Raw genomic sequence first — 16,430 nt, forward strand, 5'->3', positions numbered from 1 at the left:
CGACCCGGTGAGGATGGCAACGCCGCCCGCGCATTCTGAAATAAGGACATTGACCTCTTCGTGGCCACCTACTCCCGCCTGATCCGCCGACTGATGATCACCTCGCTGAGCATCGTCATCAGCCGTGCCCTGATCAGCCCGCTGCTGACCCTGTTCCTCAGCAACAAACTGGGTCTCAACCCGCAAGACGTCGGCCTGCTGTTGGGCATCGCCGTGTTCAGTGCCACGCTGTTGTCGCTGTACGGCGGCTACATCATCGATCGCCTCGACAAGCGCCAACTATTGATCCTGACCATGCTTTCCAGCGGTGTCGGCCTGATGCTGCTGACCTTCGCGCAGAATCTGTACCTGGTCACGCTGGTGCTGATCATCAGTGAAACGGCGTCGGCGCTGTTCCTGATCTGTTCCAAAGCGATGCTCAGTGAAAACCTGCCGGTCGGCCAGCGGGTCAAGGCGTTTTCGCTGAACTACACGCTGACCAATATTGGCTACGCCGTCGGCCCGATGATCGGCGTGGTGATTGCCGGGGTTCAGCCTTCAGCGCCATTTATCGTCGCCGGGCTGATTGCCGCTGGCAGCGTTTTCCTGTTGCTGGGCGTCTCTCGCGAGGTCAGCCCGCTGTCGCAGGCGAGCCAGCCGCAGAGCTTCCTGAAGACGCTGATCATTCTGAAAAACGACCGCACGATGATCCTGTTCACCCTCGGTTGCCTGCTCAGCACCCTGGTTCACGGGCGCTTCACCCTGTACCTGTCGCAGTATCTGCTGGTGACCCACACGCAGGAGCAGACCCTCGACACCATGGCCGCCCTGCTCGCCTGCAACGCGATCACGGTGATCCTGCTGCAATACCAGATCGGCCGCTTCCTCAAGCGTGAGCACCTGCGGTTCTGGATTGCCGGCGGCACCGCGTTGTTCATCGTCGGTCTGATCGGCTTCAGCCTGGCCGACAGTCTGGTCGGCTGGTGCGTGGCGATGTTCATCTTCACCCTCGGCGAGATGATCATCTATCCGGCGGATTTCCTCTTCGTCGACACCCTCGCGCCCGAAGAGCTGCGCGGCAGTTACTACGGTGCGCAGAACCTCGCGGCGCTGGGCGGTGCGCTGAGTCCGGTGATGTGCGGGGTTCTGCTGATGCACACGCCGGCGCCGAGCATGTTCTACGCCCTGAGCGCTCTGGCGGCGTTGGGTGGGTACTTGTGTTTCGTCAGTGGACGCCGCGTGGCGACAACTCAAAAATAATGCACTGAAGCAGCATTTATATGAATTTGTCAGCATCGACTTTGCACGGCACACTGTGCGCGTTCCTCCCCCAAATAGTTGGAACGCTTCGAGGACTTTCCGAAACGGACAAGTCCTTTTTTTTGCCCCGAATTTACTGCAAGGACCCGATTCACATGCTCGCTCGCTGGTTGCCCGCCGCCATCAACACTCGCCCCACCGAATGGAGCCGCGCCGCAATCGGCATGGCGCTGGGCACCTTGTTCAGCGTCTGGGCGTGCAGTCAGGTGTTCGGCATCGAGGTCGCGTACCACCTGATCGGGCCGTTGGGCGCCTCGGCCGTGTTGCTGTTTGCCGTCTCATCGGGCGCCCTCGCGCAACCCTGGTCGATCATCGGCGGCTATCTGTGCGCCAGCGTGGTCGCGCTGCTGGTGGCCCACGTCCTCGGCCGCACCTTGGGCAGCGCCTGCCTGGCAGCAGGCATGGCGTTGATCCTGATGTGCTGGCTGCGTTGCCTGCATCCACCGGCCGGCGCACTGGCGCTGACCTTGGTACTGGCCGATCCGGCCACCATCGCCATGGACTGGAAAGCCATGGAACCGGTGATGCTCGCCGCCGCCTGCATGCTGCTCAGCGCGCTGGCCTACAACAACCTGACGCGCATCCGCTACCCCAAGCGCCCGGCCGAGCCAGCGCCGGCACTGGCACCGGTCGATAGCCAGGCAATTACCGCTGAGGATTTGAAACTGGCATTGGCCGACATGGAAGCGTTTATCGACGTCACCCCCGAAGACCTCGAACAACTGATCCACGCCAGCGAGCTGCATGCCAAACGCCGCAGTATCGGCGAAGTCTTCACCCGATAACCACCTGCATCTCTGTGGCGAGGGAGCTTGCTCCCGCTCGGCTGCGCAGCAGTCGTAAAACCGCCGTGTCGGGCCGCTTCGCAGCCCGGCGGGAGCAAGCTCCCTCGCCACAAAGGCAATCCTCAACCTGCTGCAAAAACGCAAACTCCCCCTGCACATATCCCGGTTGTACACGGCAAATTTGCACTGTTACGATCCGTCAACGCTCGCGCGCGAGCTTCTCGAATAAAGACAATAAAAGCAGGGAGTTAGTGATGACTGCTCAGGCTTCATCCCCGCGGACGCCGTCCATGGATGCCACGCCAGACGAAGTGCTGGCCGAGGTTCGCAATCACATCGGTCACCTGACCCTCAACCGCCCCGCCGGTCTCAACGCCATCACCCTCGACATGGTTCGTCAGTTGCAGCAGCAACTCGATGCCTGGGCGACTGACGCCAGCGTGCACGCCGTGGTGCTGCGCGGTGCCGGTGAGAAGGCGTTCTGCGCCGGTGGCGATATCCGTTCGCTGTACGACAGCTTCAAAAGCGGCGACACGCTGCACGAAGATTTCTTCGTCGAGGAATACGCCCTCGACCTGACGCTTCATCATTACCGCAAACCGGTGCTGGCCTTGATGGACGGTTTCGTCCTCGGCGGCGGCATGGGCCTGGTGCAAGGTGCGGATTTGCGGGTGGTCACCGAAAAGAGCCGGCTGGCGATGCCGGAAGTGGCGATCGGGTATTTCCCCGATGTCGGCGGCAGCTATTTCCTCTCACGGATTCCCGGTGTACTGGGGATCTATCTGGGCGTCAGCGGCGTGCAGATTCGCGCGGCCGATGCGTTGCACTGCGGGCTGGCGGACTGGTTTGTCGACAGCAGCAAACTGTCGAGCCTCGACGAACAACTCGATCACCTGGAATGGCGCGACACGCCGCTCAAGGATCTGCAGGGCCTGCTCGCCAAAAACGGCGTGCAAACCCTCGCCGATGCGCCGCTGGAGAAACTGCGCCCGGCCATCGACCACTTCTTCGCCCTGCCGGACGTGCCGAGCATTGTCGAGCAACTGCGCGCAGTCACCGTCGCCGACAGCCACGAGTGGGCGACAAGCACCGCTGACCTGCTGGAGACCCGCTCGCCACTGGCGATGGCCGTGACCCTGGAGATGCTCCGTCGCGGTCGGCACCTGAGCCTGGAACACTGCTTCGCCCTCGAACTGCATCTGGATCGCCAGTGGTTCGAACGCGGCGACCTGATCGAGGGCGTGCGCGCCCTGCTGATCGACAAAGACAAGACCCCACGCTGGAACCCGCCGACCCTTGCTGCGCTGGACGCCGGGCATGTCGCGAGTTTCTTTCACGGTTTTACTGAGAGCGGGAGCTGAGCCATGCACGATCTCGAACTGACTGAAGAACAAGTGATGATCCGCGACATGGCCCGGGACTTCGCCCGTGGCGAAATCGCGCCGCATGCGCAAGCCTGGGAAAAGGCCGGCTGGATCGACGACGCACTGGTGGCGAAGATGGGCGAACTCGGTCTGCTCGGCATGGTGGTGCCCGAGGAATGGGGCGGCACTTACGTCGATTACGTGGCCTATGCGCTGGCGGTGGAAGAAATCTCTGCCGGCGATGGCGCGACCGGCGCGTTCATGAGCATCCACAACTCGGTGGGCTGCGGGCCGGTATTGAATTACGGCAGCGAAGAACAGAAAAAGACCTGGCTGGCGGATCTCGCCAGTGGCCAGACGATTGGCTGCTTCTGCCTCACCGAACCGCAGGCCGGCTCCGAAGCGCACAACCTGCGCACCCGCGCCGAACTGCGCGACGGCCAGTGGGTGATCAACGGCGCCAAGCAATTCGTCAGCAATGGCAAACGGGCGAAACTGGCGATCGTGTTTGCGGTGACGGATCCGGATCTGGGCAAGAAAGGCATTTCCGCGTTCCTGGTGCCCACCGATACTGCGGGTTTCATCGTCGATCGCACCGAACACAAGATGGGCATCCGCGCCTCCGACACCTGCGCGGTGACCCTGAACAACTGCAGCATTCCCGAGGCCAATCTGCTCGGCGAGCGCGGCAAGGGTCTGGCGATTGCCCTGTCCAACCTCGAAGGCGGCCGCATCGGCATTGCTGCGCAGGCCTTGGGCATCGCCCGGGCCGCGTTTGAAGCGGCGCTGGTGTATTCCCGCGACCGAATCCAGTTCGGCAAGCCGATCAACGAACACCAGAGCATCGCCAACCTGCTGGCCGACATGCACATGCAAATCAACGCGGCGCGCTTGATGATCCTGCACGCGGCGCGCCTGCGCACGGCGGGCAAACCGTGCCTGTCGGAGGCATCGCAGGCCAAACTGTTCGCCTCGGAGATGGCCGAGAAGGTCTGCTCCTCGGCGATTCAGATTCATGGCGGGTATGGGTATCTGGAGGACTATCCGGTCGAGAAGTACTACCGCGATGCGCGGATTACCCAGATCTACGAGGGGTCGAGCGAGATTCAGCGGATGGTGATTGCGCGGGAGCTGAAGAACTACCAGTTGTAACGCCAAAAGCTTCGCTAGCAAGCCCGCTCCCACATGGGATCTGCGTCGTACACAAATCCCATGTGGGAGCGGGCTTGCTCGCGAAGGCGTCAGTCAGGTCAGCGCATTATTTGCCCTGAAACTCCGGCGTCCGCTTGGCGACGAACGCCGCCATGCCTTCCTTCTGATCCTGCGTGGCAAACGCCGCATGGAACACCCGGCGTTCGAAGCGCACGCCTTCGGTCAGGTTGACTTCGAACGCACGGTTGACGCTTTCCTTGATCATCATCGCAATCGGTAGCGATTTACTGGCGATCACTGCGGCGACTTTCAGCGCCTCGTCGAGCAGTTCATCGCTCGGCACGATCCGCGCAACGATGCCGCAGCGTTCGGCTTCCACCGCATCGATCATCCGCCCGCTGAGGCACATTTCCATGGCCTTGGCTTTGCCCACGGCGCGGGTCAGGCGCTGGGTGCCGCCCATGCCCGGGAGCACGCCGAGGTTGATTTCCGGCTGACCGAATTTGGCGTTGTCACCGGCCAGGATGAAGTCGCACATCAGCGCCAGTTCGCAGCCGCCACCGAGGGCGAAACCGTTGACCGCAGCAATGATTGGCTTACGGCGGTTGGCCACACGGTCGCTGTCGCTGAACAGGTCATCCATGTAAATCTGCGGGTAGGTCAGCTCGGCCATTTCCTTGATGTCGGCGCCGGCGGCGAAGGCCTTCTTCGAACCGGTGATGACGATGCAACCGATGTTCGCATCCGCTTCCAGACCATCGAGGGCATGGTTCACTTCGCTGACCAGTTGCGCGTTCAGGGCGTTCAGCGCCTGTGGGCGGTTGAGGGTGATCAGGCCGACGCGGCCGTGGTTTTCCAGCAGAATCGTTTCGTAAGTCATGGGCAAGATTCCTTGTCAGAGATTGCGCGAAATAACCATGCGCTGAATGTCGCTGGTGCCTTCGTAGATCTGGCAGACGCGCACGTCGCGGTAGATGCGTTCCAGCGGGAAGTCGTTGAGGTAACCGTAACCGCCCAGCGTCTGCAACGCCATTGAGCAAACCTTCTCGGCCATTTCCGAGGCGAACAGTTTCGCCATCGAAGCCTCGACCAGCGCCGGCTGGCCGCTGTCACGCAGGGCCGCGGCGTAATGCACCATTTGCCGGGCGACGGCGATCTGCGTGGCCATGTCGGCGAGGCGGAAGGCCACGGCCTGGTGTTCGATGATCGGTTTGCCAAAGGTGTCGCGTTCGCGGGCGTAATCGCGAGCCGCTTCGAACGCAGCGCGGGCCATGCCCACCGCTTGCGAAGCGATGCCGACGCGCCCGCCTTCAAGGTTGGCCAGGGCGATCTTGTAGCCCTCTCCCTCTTCGCCCAAGCGGTTGGCGACCGGCACTTTGACGTCTTCAAACAGAATCTGGCAGGTGTCCGACGCATGCTGGCCGAGCTTGTCTTCGACCCGGGCGACTTTGTAGCCCGGCGAATCGGTGGGCACGATGAACGCCGTGATCCCGCGTTTGCCGGCACTCGGATCGGTCACCGCAAACACGATCACGATCCCGGCGTTCTGCCCGGAAGTGATGAACTGTTTGCAGCCGTTGAGCACGTAATGATCACCTTCCAGACGTGCGCGGGTTTTCAGGCTGCTGGCGTCGGAACCGGCCTGTGGCTCGGTCAAGGCGAAGGCGCCGAGCATGGCGCCGCTGGCCAATGGCTTGAGGAAGCGTTCGCGCTGGTCGTCGTTGCCGAACTTGAGAATCGGCACACAGCCCACCGAGTTGTGCACGCTCATGATGGTCGAGCAGGCGCCGTCGCCGGCGGCGATTTCCTCCAGGGCCATGGCGTACGCCAGGTAGCCGGTGTCACAGCCGCCCCACTGCTCCGGCACAAGCATGCCGAAGAAGCCCAGCTCGGCCATCTCGCCGATGGCTTCCTTGGGGAAACGATGCTCGCGATCCCACTCGGCGGCGAACGGTTTCAGCCGTTCCTCGGCGAACTGTCGGGCCATGTCGCGGATCTGGGTTTGGTCTTCGTTGGGAATCATGGTGAATCCTTAAATTCAAGTCGACCCGCTTTCCCTTGTAGGAGTGAGCCTGCTCGCGATAGCGGTGGGTCATATAAATCAGTGTTGACTGACACGACGCCATCGCGAGCAGGCTCACTCCTACAAAGGGATTGCGTGGATCAATAAACGCATTCCACGGCCATCGCCGTGGCTTCACCGCCGCCGATGCAGATCGCCGCAATCCCGCGTTTCAGGTTTTTCTGGCGCAGGGCTGAGAGCAAGGTCACCAGAATCCGCGCGCCCGAGGCACCGATCGGATGGCCCAGCGCGCAGGCGCCGCCGTGCACGTTGAGCTTGTCGTGGGGGATTTCCAGGTGGGTCATCGCCGCCATCGCCACCACGGCGAACGCTTCGTTGATTTCGAACAGATCGACCTCGTTCAACGCCCAACCAGTCTTCTTCACCAGCTTTTTGATCGCGCCAATCGGTGCCACCGGGAACAGGCCCGGCGTGTCGGCAAATGCCGCGTGGCCGTGAATCACCGCCAGCGGTTTAAGCTCGAGTTTCTGCGCTTGCGACTGGCGCATCAGCACCAGTGCCGCCGCACCGTCGGAGATCGAGCTGGAGTTGGCCGCCGTCACCGTGCCGCCTTCGCGGAACGCCGGTTTCAGCGAGGCGACTTTGTCCAGTTTGGCTTTCGGCGGCTGCTCGTCGTTGCTGATCAGCACCTGCTCTTTGCCGACGGTCACGGTCAGCGGCACGATCTCGGCCTTGAAGCTGCCGTCCTTGATCGCCTGTTGGGCCCGAGTGGTCGAAGCGATGGCAAACGCATCCTGGGCTTCGCGGCTGAAGTCGTTGGTTTCGGCGCAGTCTTCGGCGAAGGTGCCCATCAGACGGCCCTTGTCGTAGGCGTCTTCGAGGCCGTCGAGGAACATCGAGTCGAGCACCCGGCCATGGCCCATGCGGTAACCGGCGCGGGCACGGTCGAGCAGGTACGGCGAGTTGGACATGCTTTCCATACCGCCGGCGATCACCACATCGGCGCTGCCGGCCAGCAGCATGTCGTGGGCGAGAATGGTGGTTTCCATGCCCGAGCCGCACATTTTGTTGACGGTGGTGCAGCGCGTCGATTTATCCAGCCCGGCACCCAGTGCCGCCTGCCGCGCCGGCGCCTGACCGAGGCCGGCCGGCAATACGCAACCGAACAACACTTCATCAACCGCGTCGCTGGCAACCCCGGCGCGCTCAACCGCTGCCTTGATCGCGGCAGCGCCAAGTTGCGGCGCGGTGAGGCTTTTCAGTTCACCCTGAAAACCGCCCATCGGGGTGCGGACGGCGCTGACGATAACAATCGGATCGTTGGCAATAGTCATGACAAATCCTCCTTACTTGGCGGCCATGCGCAAGGCGCCGTCGAGACGGATCACCTCACCGTTGAGCATGCTGTTTTCGATGATATGCCGAACCAGCGCGGCGTACTCGGCAGGTTTGCCAAGACGCGGCGGGAACGGCACGCCAGCGGCCAGCGACTCGCGCACTTCCGGGGTCATGCCGGCCATCATCGGGGTTTCGAAAATGCCCGGGGCAATGGTCATCACGCGGATGCCGAAGCGCGCCAGTTCACGCGCGGCTGGCAGGGTCAGGCTGGCAATCGCGCCTTTGGAGGCGGAATACGCGGCCTGGCCGATCTGGCCGTCGAACGCCGCGACCGAGGCGGTGTTGATGATCACCCCGCGCTCGCCATCGGCATTCGCCTCGCTCTCGGCGATGGCCGCCGCGGCCAGACGCAGCATGTTGAAACTGCCGATCAGGTTGACGTTGATCACCTGGGCAAAACTGGACAGCGCATGCGGGCCGTTCTTGCCGAGAATCTTCTCGCCCCGGACGATGCCGGCGCAGTTGACCAGACCGTTAAGGCTGCCAAAGGCTTTGAGCGTGGCCTGCACGGCGGCTTCGGCAGCGGCTTCATTGCTGATGTCGGCGACGACGCTTTGCGCGCCGAGGCGCTGGGCCTGAGCGGCAACGGCTTCGGCGTTCATGTCCACCAGCATCACTTTGGCGCCGGCGTTGACCAGCAATTCAGCGCTGGCCGCGCCCAGGCCGGAAGCGCCGCCGGTGACGATAAAAACCTTGTTCTCGATCTGCATGACTGACTTCCTGATTCAAGCTGAAACGTTGTGCGCCGCGGCCTCTTGAGCCTTGGCGATTTCCTGGTTGCGCAAGATAAAGCGCTGCAACTTGCCGCTTGGGGTTTTCGGCAATTCGCTGACAAATTCGATTTCACGCGGGTACGAATGCGCGGCCAGACGTTTGCGCACGTGTTGCCGCAACTCCTCGGCCAGCGCCGGTTCGGCGCGGTATTGCGGGTTGAGCACGACGAAGGCCTTGACCAGTTCGGTACGCTCCGGATCCGGCTTGCCGACCACGGCGGCTTCGACCACCGCCGGGTGTTCGATCAGCGCGCTTTCGACGTCGAACGGGCCGACGCGGTAGCCAGAGGTGGTGATCACGTCATCACTACGGCCGACGAAGCTGATGCTGCCGTCCGGGTTCCATTCCACCGTGTCGCCGCTGAGGTAGTAATCGCCGACGAAGGCTTTGGTCGGCACGCCCTCGTAGCCGCCGAACCAGCACATCGGCGACTGGGTGCGGTCGATGGCGAGAATGCCCGGCTGTCCGACGCCGAGTTCGTTGTACTGCTCGTCGAGCACCACGATGCGATGGCCCGGCGAGGCGAAACCGGCGGCGCCGAGGTGGATCGGGTGTTCCAGGCCGTGGTGGTTGCACAGGACCATGCCCAGTTCGGTCTGGCCGTAATGGTCGTGAATGACTACGCCGAGGTTGTCGGCGAACCAGCGGATCACTTCCGGGTTGAGCGGCTCGCCAGCGCTGCTGACGATGCGCAGCTTGCCCTTGATCGACTTGGCAAACTCGTTGCCGCCGGCAATCAACAAGCGGTACGCGGTCGGCGAACCGGTGAGGTTGGTGATGGCGTATTTGTTGATCACCCGGCAGGTGCTTTCGAGGGTGAACGGGCCATCGTAAAAGGTGATCGGGTGCCCCATCGACATAGGGCCGGTGACGCCGAAATAGATGCCGTAGGCCCAGCCCGGATCGGCGACGTTCCAGAACGAATCTTCGGGACGCAGATCCACCGCGTCGCGGGTGTAGCTCTGGAACGCGACGATGGCCTTGAGCGGCACCGACAGTGCTTTCGACGGACCGGTGGTGCCCGAGGTGAACATCAGCAGGAACGGGTCTTCGCCGCTCAGCAGCACCGGCTCGCAAACGCTGGAATAGTTGACCAGCTCGGCCCAGAAACTGAAATCGCCACGCACGATACCCTGGCCCTTGGCGCCGCCGACGGTGACGATGGTCGGGCAATCGCTGACTTCAGCGAGTTTCGGCCGGTTGACCGCGTCGGTGACCACCACTTTGGCGCCGGAGCTGTTCAGCCGGTGTTCGATGGCCTTGGGGCCGAATGCGGTGAACAACGGCTGATACACCGCGCCGATGCGCCAGGTGGCGAATACGGTGATGAGCAATTCGATGTTGCGTGGCAGCAGACCGGCGACCTTGTCGCCCTTCTGCACGCCTTGTTCGAGAAGGAAGTTGGCGAAACGCGCGGCTTGGTCTTGCAGCTCGCTGAAGGAGTACGTAGCACTCGCACCGTCGCGGCCCTCCCAGAACAACGCAATGCGCCCCGGCAAGGCGTGGCGGTCGCAACATTCGACGCAGGCGTTGAGCGCCTCCAGCGTGCCGCTGAGCGCAGCGTCCACGGTGTGCTGATAGTTGAACTGTTCAGTGGCAGACAAGTAATCGCGCATTGCCAGAATCCCTCGGTGTTTTTATTAGGCTGGGAACCGTAAACAACACAGGGATAGTCGCGCTGCGGCGCTGAGGCGGCAATGGTCAAAGCCATCAAAGTGGCTGACTGGTTTGGCCAAGGTTCGAGAGATGTACAGGCTGGACTGACGCCTTCGGGAGCAAGCCCCCTCCCACAGGGAATTGCATTTCACAATGAGGGATCAGCCACAAAAGCAAGGGAGGCTGCAATCACAGAAGGAATGCATTTCAAATGGAAGGCCACCTGGGTAAGCCAGGCAGGCTGCACATCACAGGAAAAATGCATTTCAAATGATGGCCACCTGAGCAATCCAGGCAGGCTGCAAATACCAGGAAAAATGCATTTCAAATGTGGGAGGGGGCTTGCTCCCGAAGAGGCCTGATCAGGCTACAAACAGTCCGGATCAGACCGCTTCGTTGAGGATCAGCGTGCGGTAATGCCCAGGATTGGACCCCGACCACTTGCGAAACGCCTTGTAGAACGAGCTCGCATCGGCAAACCCCAGCCGCGTCGCGATTTCGACGAAACTGATCGACGGCTCCGCCAGCCAGCTGATTGCCAGTTCCTTGCGCACGCTGTCCTTCAGCCCCTGATAGGTCTGCCCCTCCTCGGACAATCGCCGGCGCAGGGTCGAGGCGGACATGCACAGCTGTTGCGCCAGCGCCTCGGTCTCCGGCCACTGTTCGGCGGGTAGCTGCCGCAGGTCCTGTTTGATCCGGCTGGCGAGGCTTTCCGGGTCGCGGTACTTGACGAGAATGTTCGCCGGCGCATGGGCCAGAAAGCGTTTCAGTTCTTCGGCCGTACGCTTGATCGGCAGGTCGAGGCAGTCAGCAGCAAAGATCATCCGCGTGCGCGGACGCTCGAAGCGCAGGTTTTCCGAGAACATTACCCGGTAGTCGTCGCAGAAATCCGGCTCGGCGCAGCGCAATTCGATCGCCAGAATCGGAATCCGCCGCCCCGCCAGCCAACAGGCCACGCCGTGGACGATCATCCAGTAGGTGAAATAGGTAAACGCCCGACGCGGCTCAGGATCGTCTTCGAGCAGGACGATTTCCGCCAGGCTCTGCTGATGCGCCAATTGCGCGGGCATTTTTTCCAGCATCAAGGAGAGGAAATTCAGGCCCATGCCCAGACCGGCGGCCAGCGTCGGTTGCGCCATGGCGCTGCGGCAAAGGAACTCAAGGCTGCCGGACTTTAGCCGACGCGGATCCATGCCGAAGAACTCGTCATCGCCGCGCCGGGCCAGCAAGCGCCAGAGTCTGGCGTATTGCGAGGCAGGCACCCGACCTTGCTTGCTGTGCAGCAGCGCCGGAGCAATCCCGACCTTGTTCAAGACTTCATCCGTGGCCACGCCCGGGGCACAACTTTGCAGCAGCGCTTCACGCACCAGTTGAACGGCAATGGTGTCCTTTTCCGACATGGAGCGAGGCAGACCTTGTTGTTTTCGAGTGAGTGGCATCTTAACGCAGGATGCGAATTCAGCACGAATCCCCTGTGGGAGCGGGCTTGCTCGCGAAGGCGATGTGTCAGCAACATCCTTATCGACTGACGCGCCGCCTTCGCGAGCAAGCCCGCTCCCACAGGGATTTGTGCGTGGCAAAAAACAGGTTGTTCAGCTTGCGTTCAGGTTTATGTCAATCATTGTCATGTGAGAATGGTTGTCATTATGTTACAACTTGTAACTTCTTCGAATGACTTAGTGGACACCGAATGCTCGTTCCCTTTCTGATCATGCTGCGCGAAGGCATTGAAGCCGCCCTGATCGTTGGCATCATCGCCAGCTACCTGCAACAGACCGGTCGTGGCCAGTGGATGCCGGCAGTGTGGATCGGCGTCTTCCTCGCCGCCGCTCTGGCGCTGCTAGTCGGCGGTGGTCTGGAGCTGGTCAGCGCCGAATTCCCACAGAAACAGCAGGAGCTGTTCGAAGGCATTGTCGGTCTGGTCGCGGTGGGCATTCTCAGTTCGATGGTGTTCTGGATGCGCAAGGTTGCGCGCTCGATCAAGCATTCGTTGCAGGCCTCGCTGGATCACGCTCTGACTTCGTCAAAACATCAGGTGATCGCGCTGATCGCCATGGTGTTCTTCGCCGTAGCTCGCGAAGGCCTGGAAACCGTGTTCTTCCTGCTCGCCGTGTTCCAGCAGAGCGAAGGCCCGGGCGCGCCGATCGGTGCCCTGCTCGGCCTGGTGCTGGCGATTGTCGTCGGTTTCCTGATCTACAGCGGCAGCATGCGCCTGAACCTGTCGGCGTTCTTCAAGTGGACCGGGTTGTTCATTCTGGTGGTCGCCGCCGGGATCCTCGCCAATTCCGTTCAGGCGCTGCATGAAGCCGGCGTTTGGAACCACCTGCAAACCGTGCTGTTCGACTTCAGCGCGACGCTGCCGATGGACGGCCCGCTGGGTTCGGTGCTGGCCGGCATGTTCGGGTATCAGGATGCGCCGACCGTCAGCACCCTCGGTGCCTATCTGATCTATCTGGTGCTGGCGCTGGTGATGTTTTTCTACCCCGCCGCCCCGGCCTCCAGCGCAGACGCAGCCGGCAAATCGTCTTCCGTTTCCAGCCAATAAGGGCATCCATGTCAAAGCCTAATACTCCTCAGGCCTCCCCTCCCCGCGCCTTGCGCTGGGCGGTGGCCGGTTCGGTGGTCGTGATGATTGCCGCCGGAGGCCTGTTCTACTACGCCTCGAAAATGGCCGCGGCCAAGCGTCAGCACAACCATGATGAAGTGGTGGTCAACATCAACGCGCACAGCTGCGATCCGAACGAGCTGACGGTTCCCGCCGGCCGCGCCAGTTTCCGCATCGTCAACCGTTCTGACCGGGCGGTGGAGTGGGAAATCCTCGACGGCGTGCTGGTGATCGAAGAGCGCGAAAACATCGCGCCGGGCCTGAGCCAGGTGATCAACGCCAACCTGCAACCCGGCGACTACGCGATCACTTGCGGTCTGCTGAGCAATCCGCGTGGCGTACTGCACGTGACGCCGACGGCAGCCTCCGATGCTGCCGCCAAGGCCAAGCCATCGATGGTCGCCTTCGTCGGGCCGCTGTCGGAGTTCCGAGTGTATATGGCGACGCAAGGCAGCGCGCTGATCAAAGCCGTGACCGCGCTGAATCAGGCAATTGCCGGCGGCGATCTGGCCCAGGCGCAGACGCTGTACCTGCCGGCGCGTGCCGCTTACCAGCGTCTGGCGCCTGCCGCGCAACGGCTGGCCGAACTGGACAACAGCATCAATGCCCGCGCCGATTACTTCGAAAAACGCGAACAGGATCCGGCCTTCGTCGGCTTCCACCGCGTCGAATATGCACTGTTCCAGCAACGCAGCCTCGACGGCTTGAACCCGGTCGCCGAGCGTCTGCTGGCCGACGTCACCACGCTCAAGCAACAGCTGCTGGCCCAATCGCTGCCGCCGGAACAACTGGTGAGCATCGTGGTGCGCAACCTCAACACCCTGGCCGACGTGCGTGCTGCCAGCGGCGAAGAGGAACGCTACAGCCACGCCGATCTCAACGGCTTCGCCAGCAACCTGGAAACCGCACACAAAGTGGTCGAGCTGCTGCGGCCGATGCTGACCAGGTCGGCGCCGGATCTGCTGCCGAAAATCGACGCGGCGCTGAGTGATTTCGACAGCGTACTGAACAGCTTCAAGGTCAAGGACGGCTACGCCACTTACGACACGGTCAGTGGCGAACAACGCAAACAGATCGCCGACAAGGCTCAGGCCCTGGCTGACGCTCTGGATGGCATCGATCCCGCCCTCGGCCTTTCCGGCCTGTAAGCAGAAGACGAATACCGATGAAAGAATTGCAAAACCTCGACCTGCAACGTCGCCGCCTGCTGATGGGCATGGGTGTCGCCGGCGTCGCCCTGGCCGGTTCGGCCCTGAGCTGCCCGGCCATGGCGGCAGCCCCGGCGCAAGTCACCGAAGCGCCGAGCAGCGACAAGACCGAAGACCGCCACGATTTCCATGGCGTGCACCAGACCGGGATCGTCACCCCGCGTCCGGTGTCCGGCATGTTCGTGTCGTTTGACGTGCTGGCCAGTGATCGCGAAGACCTTGAGCGGCTGTTCCGCACCCTCAACGAGCGCATTGCGTTTCTGATGAAGGGCGGCCCGGTGGCACAGATCGACCCGAAACTGCCGCCGCCGGATTCCGGCATCCTCGGCCCGGTGGTGACTCCGGACAACCTGACCATCACCGTCTCGGTGGGCGAGTCGCTGTTCGACGAGCGCTTCGGTCTGGCCGCCGCCAAACCGAAGCGCCTGCAACGCATGGTCGGCTTCCCCAACGATGCGCTGGAGGCCGATTGCTGCCACGGCGATCTGAGCCTGCAATTCTGCTCGAACACCGCCGACACCAACATTCACGCCCTGCGCGACATCGTCAAGAACCTGCCGGACCTGCTGCTGGTGCGCTGGAAACAGGAAGGCAGCGTGCCGCCACAAGCCCCGGCCAAACCGGGTGTGCCGGCGCAATCGGCGCGTAACTTTCTCGGTTTCCGCGACGGCTCGGCCAACCCCGATTCCAACGATACCAAGGCCATGGACAAGATTGTCTGGGTGCAACCGGGCAGCGATGAGCCGGCGTGGGCGGCCCACGGCAGCTATCAAGCGGTGCGGATCATCCGCAACTTTGTCGAGCGCTGGGATCGTACGCCGTTGCAGGAACAGGAAAGCATCATCGGCAGGGTCAAGACCACGGGTGCGCCGATGGGCGCGCAGCATGAGACCGAAGTCCCGGATTACAGCAAAGACCCGGAAGGCAAACTGACCAAGCTCGATGCGCACATTCGCCTGGCCAACCCGCGCACCGCCGCGAGCCAGGCCAACCTGATCCTGCGCCGGCCGTTCAACTACTCCAACGGCGTGAACAAGAACGGCCAGCTCGACATGGGCCTGCTGTTCATCTGCTACCAGGCCGATCTGGAAAAAGGCTTTATCACCGTGCAGACCCGGCTCAACGGCGAGCCACTTGAGGAATACCTCAAACCGGTCGGCGGCGGTTACTTCTTCACCCTTCCGGGTGTCACCAGCGACAAGGATTTCATCGGTCGCTCGCTGCTCAACGCCACACAACCCAAAACAGCTGCCTAACCATAAAAACCCTCGGAGCCGCTCCATGAAAAAGTCGCCACTCGCGTTACTGCTGACCCTCGGTTTGCTCAACACCCCGCTGTCGGCGTTCGCCGCGACGGCGCCACTGGATCTGGTCGGCCCGGTGTCGGACTACAAGATCTACGTCACCGAGCAACTGGATGAACTGGGCAGCCACACCAAACAATTCACCGATGCGGTGAAAAAAGGTGACCTGGCCACCGCACAAAAACTCTACGCACCGACCCGCGTCTACTACGAGTCGATCGAGCCGATTGCCGAGCTGTTCAGTGACCTCGATGCGTCCATCGACTCGCGCGTCGACGACCACGAAAAAGGCGTGAAGGCTGAAGACTTCACCGGTTTTCACCGCATTGAATATTCGCTGTTCTCGGAGAAAACCACTGAAGGCCTGACCGCTCTGGCGGACAAGCTCGACAGCGATGTGAAAGACCTGCAAACCCGCGTCGCTGGCCTGACCTTCCCGCCGGAGAAAGTCGTCGGTGGTGCGGCTGCACTGCTGGAAGAGGTTGCCGCGACCAAGATCTCCGGTGAAGAAGACCGTTACAGTCACACTGACCTGTATGACTTCCAGGGCAACATCGACGGCGCGAAGAAAATCGTCGACCTGTTCCGTCCGCAGATCGAAAAACAGGACAAGGCGTTTGTTGCCAAAGTCGACAAGAACTTCGCCACCGTGGACAAGATCCTTGCCAAGTACAAGACCAAGGACGGTGGTTTCGAGACTTATGACAAGGTGAAGGACAACGATCGCAAGGCGCTGGTCGGGCCGGTCAATACCTTGGCGGAAGACCTGTCCACGTTGCGTGGCAAGCTGGGTCTGAACTGATTGATGTAGAGGCCTTAAGTGCCCCATCGCGAGCAGGCTCACTCCTACAGTTGGAATGCA

At 61.9% G+C, this 16,430-nt stretch carries 14 protein-coding genes; 8 read left to right on the plus strand and 6 right to left on the minus strand.

Features of this window, described 5'->3' with window-relative positions:
* Window positions 1-60: 60 nt before the first annotated feature.
* From V3W27_RS26395 to V3W27_RS26410, 4 genes are all read left to right on the plus strand, one after another.
* Window positions 61-1,239 (plus strand): MFS transporter, encoded by a 1,179-nt coding sequence (locus V3W27_RS26395; RefSeq protein ID WP_330207918.1) that lies wholly within the window; start codon window positions 61-63, stop codon window positions 1,237-1,239.
* 155 nt (window positions 1,240-1,394) lie between these two features.
* Window positions 1,395-2,084: an HPP family protein gene (locus V3W27_RS26400; protein WP_330207919.1), complete on the plus strand. Its 690-nt coding sequence runs from the start codon at window positions 1,395-1,397 to the stop codon at window positions 2,082-2,084.
* Window positions 2,085-2,338: 254 nt separating this feature from the next.
* Window positions 2,339-3,445: an enoyl-CoA hydratase/isomerase family protein gene (locus V3W27_RS26405; protein WP_330207920.1), complete on the plus strand. Its 1,107-nt coding sequence runs from the start codon at window positions 2,339-2,341 to the stop codon at window positions 3,443-3,445.
* A 3-nt stretch (window positions 3,446-3,448) separates the two neighbouring features.
* Window positions 3,449-4,600, plus strand: a complete 1,152-nt coding sequence (locus tag V3W27_RS26410) for an acyl-CoA dehydrogenase family protein (protein WP_007969526.1) — start codon at window positions 3,449-3,451, stop codon at window positions 4,598-4,600.
* A 106-nt stretch (window positions 4,601-4,706) separates the two neighbouring features.
* Here V3W27_RS26410 and V3W27_RS26415 read toward each other — a convergent pair whose 3' ends face one another.
* The 6 genes from V3W27_RS26415 to V3W27_RS26440 form a co-directional block, all read right to left on the minus strand.
* Complete coding sequence (locus V3W27_RS26415) at window positions 4,707-5,480, minus strand: enoyl-CoA hydratase (protein ID WP_098963986.1); 774 nt, start codon at window positions 5,478-5,480, stop codon at window positions 4,707-4,709.
* 15 nt (window positions 5,481-5,495) lie between these two features.
* A complete protein-coding gene (locus V3W27_RS26420; protein WP_027611962.1) occupies window positions 5,496-6,623 on the minus strand; it encodes an acyl-CoA dehydrogenase in 1,128 nt (375 codons plus the stop codon).
* A gap of 140 nt (window positions 6,624-6,763) precedes the next feature.
* Window positions 6,764-7,957: an acetyl-CoA C-acyltransferase gene (locus tag V3W27_RS26425; protein WP_330207921.1), complete on the minus strand. Its 1,194-nt coding sequence runs from the start codon at window positions 7,955-7,957 to the stop codon at window positions 6,764-6,766.
* Window positions 7,958-7,969: 12 nt separating this feature from the next.
* Window positions 7,970-8,731 (minus strand): SDR family NAD(P)-dependent oxidoreductase, encoded by a 762-nt coding sequence (locus V3W27_RS26430; RefSeq protein ID WP_096796067.1) that lies wholly within the window; start codon window positions 8,729-8,731, stop codon window positions 7,970-7,972.
* A 15-nt stretch (window positions 8,732-8,746) separates the two neighbouring features.
* Window positions 8,747-10,411, minus strand: coding sequence for an AMP-binding protein (locus V3W27_RS26435; RefSeq protein ID WP_330207922.1), 1,665 nt, complete (start codon window positions 10,409-10,411; stop codon window positions 8,747-8,749).
* Between the two features lie 423 nt (window positions 10,412-10,834).
* Entirely contained in the window at window positions 10,835-11,851 is a 1,017-nt protein-coding gene (locus V3W27_RS26440) for an AraC family transcriptional regulator (RefSeq protein ID WP_330207923.1), read from the minus strand.
* Between the two features lie 290 nt (window positions 11,852-12,141).
* Between V3W27_RS26440 and efeU the strand changes: the two genes are divergently transcribed.
* The 4 genes from efeU to efeO (V3W27_RS26460) are packed head-to-tail and all read left to right on the plus strand — an operon-like array spanning window position 12,142 to window position 16,370.
* Window positions 12,142-12,996, plus strand: a complete 855-nt coding sequence (gene efeU, locus V3W27_RS26445) for an iron uptake transporter permease EfeU (RefSeq protein ID WP_027611967.1) — start codon at window positions 12,142-12,144, stop codon at window positions 12,994-12,996.
* A gap of 8 nt (window positions 12,997-13,004) precedes the next feature.
* Window positions 13,005-14,204, plus strand: coding sequence for an iron uptake system protein EfeO (gene efeO, locus V3W27_RS26450; RefSeq protein ID WP_330207924.1), 1,200 nt, complete (start codon window positions 13,005-13,007; stop codon window positions 14,202-14,204).
* Window positions 14,205-14,221: 17 nt separating this feature from the next.
* Window positions 14,222-15,520 (plus strand): iron uptake transporter deferrochelatase/peroxidase subunit, encoded by a 1,299-nt coding sequence (gene efeB, locus V3W27_RS26455; RefSeq protein WP_330207925.1) that lies wholly within the window; start codon window positions 14,222-14,224, stop codon window positions 15,518-15,520.
* A gap of 25 nt (window positions 15,521-15,545) precedes the next feature.
* Window positions 15,546-16,370: an iron uptake system protein EfeO gene (efeO, locus tag V3W27_RS26460; RefSeq protein ID WP_027611970.1), complete on the plus strand. Its 825-nt coding sequence runs from the start codon at window positions 15,546-15,548 to the stop codon at window positions 16,368-16,370.
* Window positions 16,371-16,430: the final 60 nt, after the last annotated feature.

Origin of the sequence: Pseudomonas sp. AM14(2022), assembly GCF_036346455.1 — a bacterium.
GTDB classification, from domain to species: domain Bacteria; phylum Pseudomonadota; class Gammaproteobacteria; order Pseudomonadales; family Pseudomonadaceae; genus Aquipseudomonas; species Aquipseudomonas putida_A.

What these genes read in the sequence shown, in the direction of transcription:
- V3W27_RS26400 (WP_330207919.1), top strand. Translation starts at nt 1,395, where the DNA reads ATGCTCGCTCGCTGGTTGCCCGCCGCCATCAACACTCGCCCCACCGAA.
- V3W27_RS26405 (WP_330207920.1), top strand. Translation starts at nt 2,339, where the DNA reads ATGACTGCTCAGGCTTCATCCCCGCGGACGCCGTCCATGGATGCCACG.
- V3W27_RS26410 (WP_007969526.1), top strand. Translation starts at nt 3,449, where the DNA reads ATGCACGATCTCGAACTGACTGAAGAACAAGTGATGATCCGCGACATG.
- V3W27_RS26415 (WP_098963986.1), bottom strand. Translation starts at nt 5,480, where the DNA reads ATGACTTACGAAACGATTCTGCTGGAAAACCACGGCCGCGTCGGCCTG.
- V3W27_RS26420 (WP_027611962.1), bottom strand. Translation starts at nt 6,623, where the DNA reads ATGATTCCCAACGAAGACCAAACCCAGATCCGCGACATGGCCCGACAG.
- V3W27_RS26425 (WP_330207921.1), bottom strand. Translation starts at nt 7,957, where the DNA reads ATGACTATTGCCAACGATCCGATTGTTATCGTCAGCGCCGTCCGCACC.
- V3W27_RS26430 (WP_096796067.1), bottom strand. Translation starts at nt 8,731, where the DNA reads ATGCAGATCGAGAACAAGGTTTTTATCGTCACCGGCGGCGCTTCCGGC.
- V3W27_RS26435 (WP_330207922.1), bottom strand. Translation starts at nt 10,411, where the DNA reads ATGCGCGATTACTTGTCTGCCACTGAACAGTTCAACTATCAGCACACC.
- V3W27_RS26440 (WP_330207923.1), bottom strand. Translation starts at nt 11,851, where the DNA reads ATGTCGGAAAAGGACACCATTGCCGTTCAACTGGTGCGTGAAGCGCTG.
- efeU (WP_027611967.1), top strand. Translation starts at nt 12,142, where the DNA reads ATGCTCGTTCCCTTTCTGATCATGCTGCGCGAAGGCATTGAAGCCGCC.
- efeO (WP_330207924.1), top strand. Translation starts at nt 13,005, where the DNA reads ATGTCAAAGCCTAATACTCCTCAGGCCTCCCCTCCCCGCGCCTTGCGC.
- efeB (WP_330207925.1), top strand. Translation starts at nt 14,222, where the DNA reads ATGAAAGAATTGCAAAACCTCGACCTGCAACGTCGCCGCCTGCTGATG.
- efeO (WP_027611970.1), top strand. Translation starts at nt 15,546, where the DNA reads ATGAAAAAGTCGCCACTCGCGTTACTGCTGACCCTCGGTTTGCTCAAC.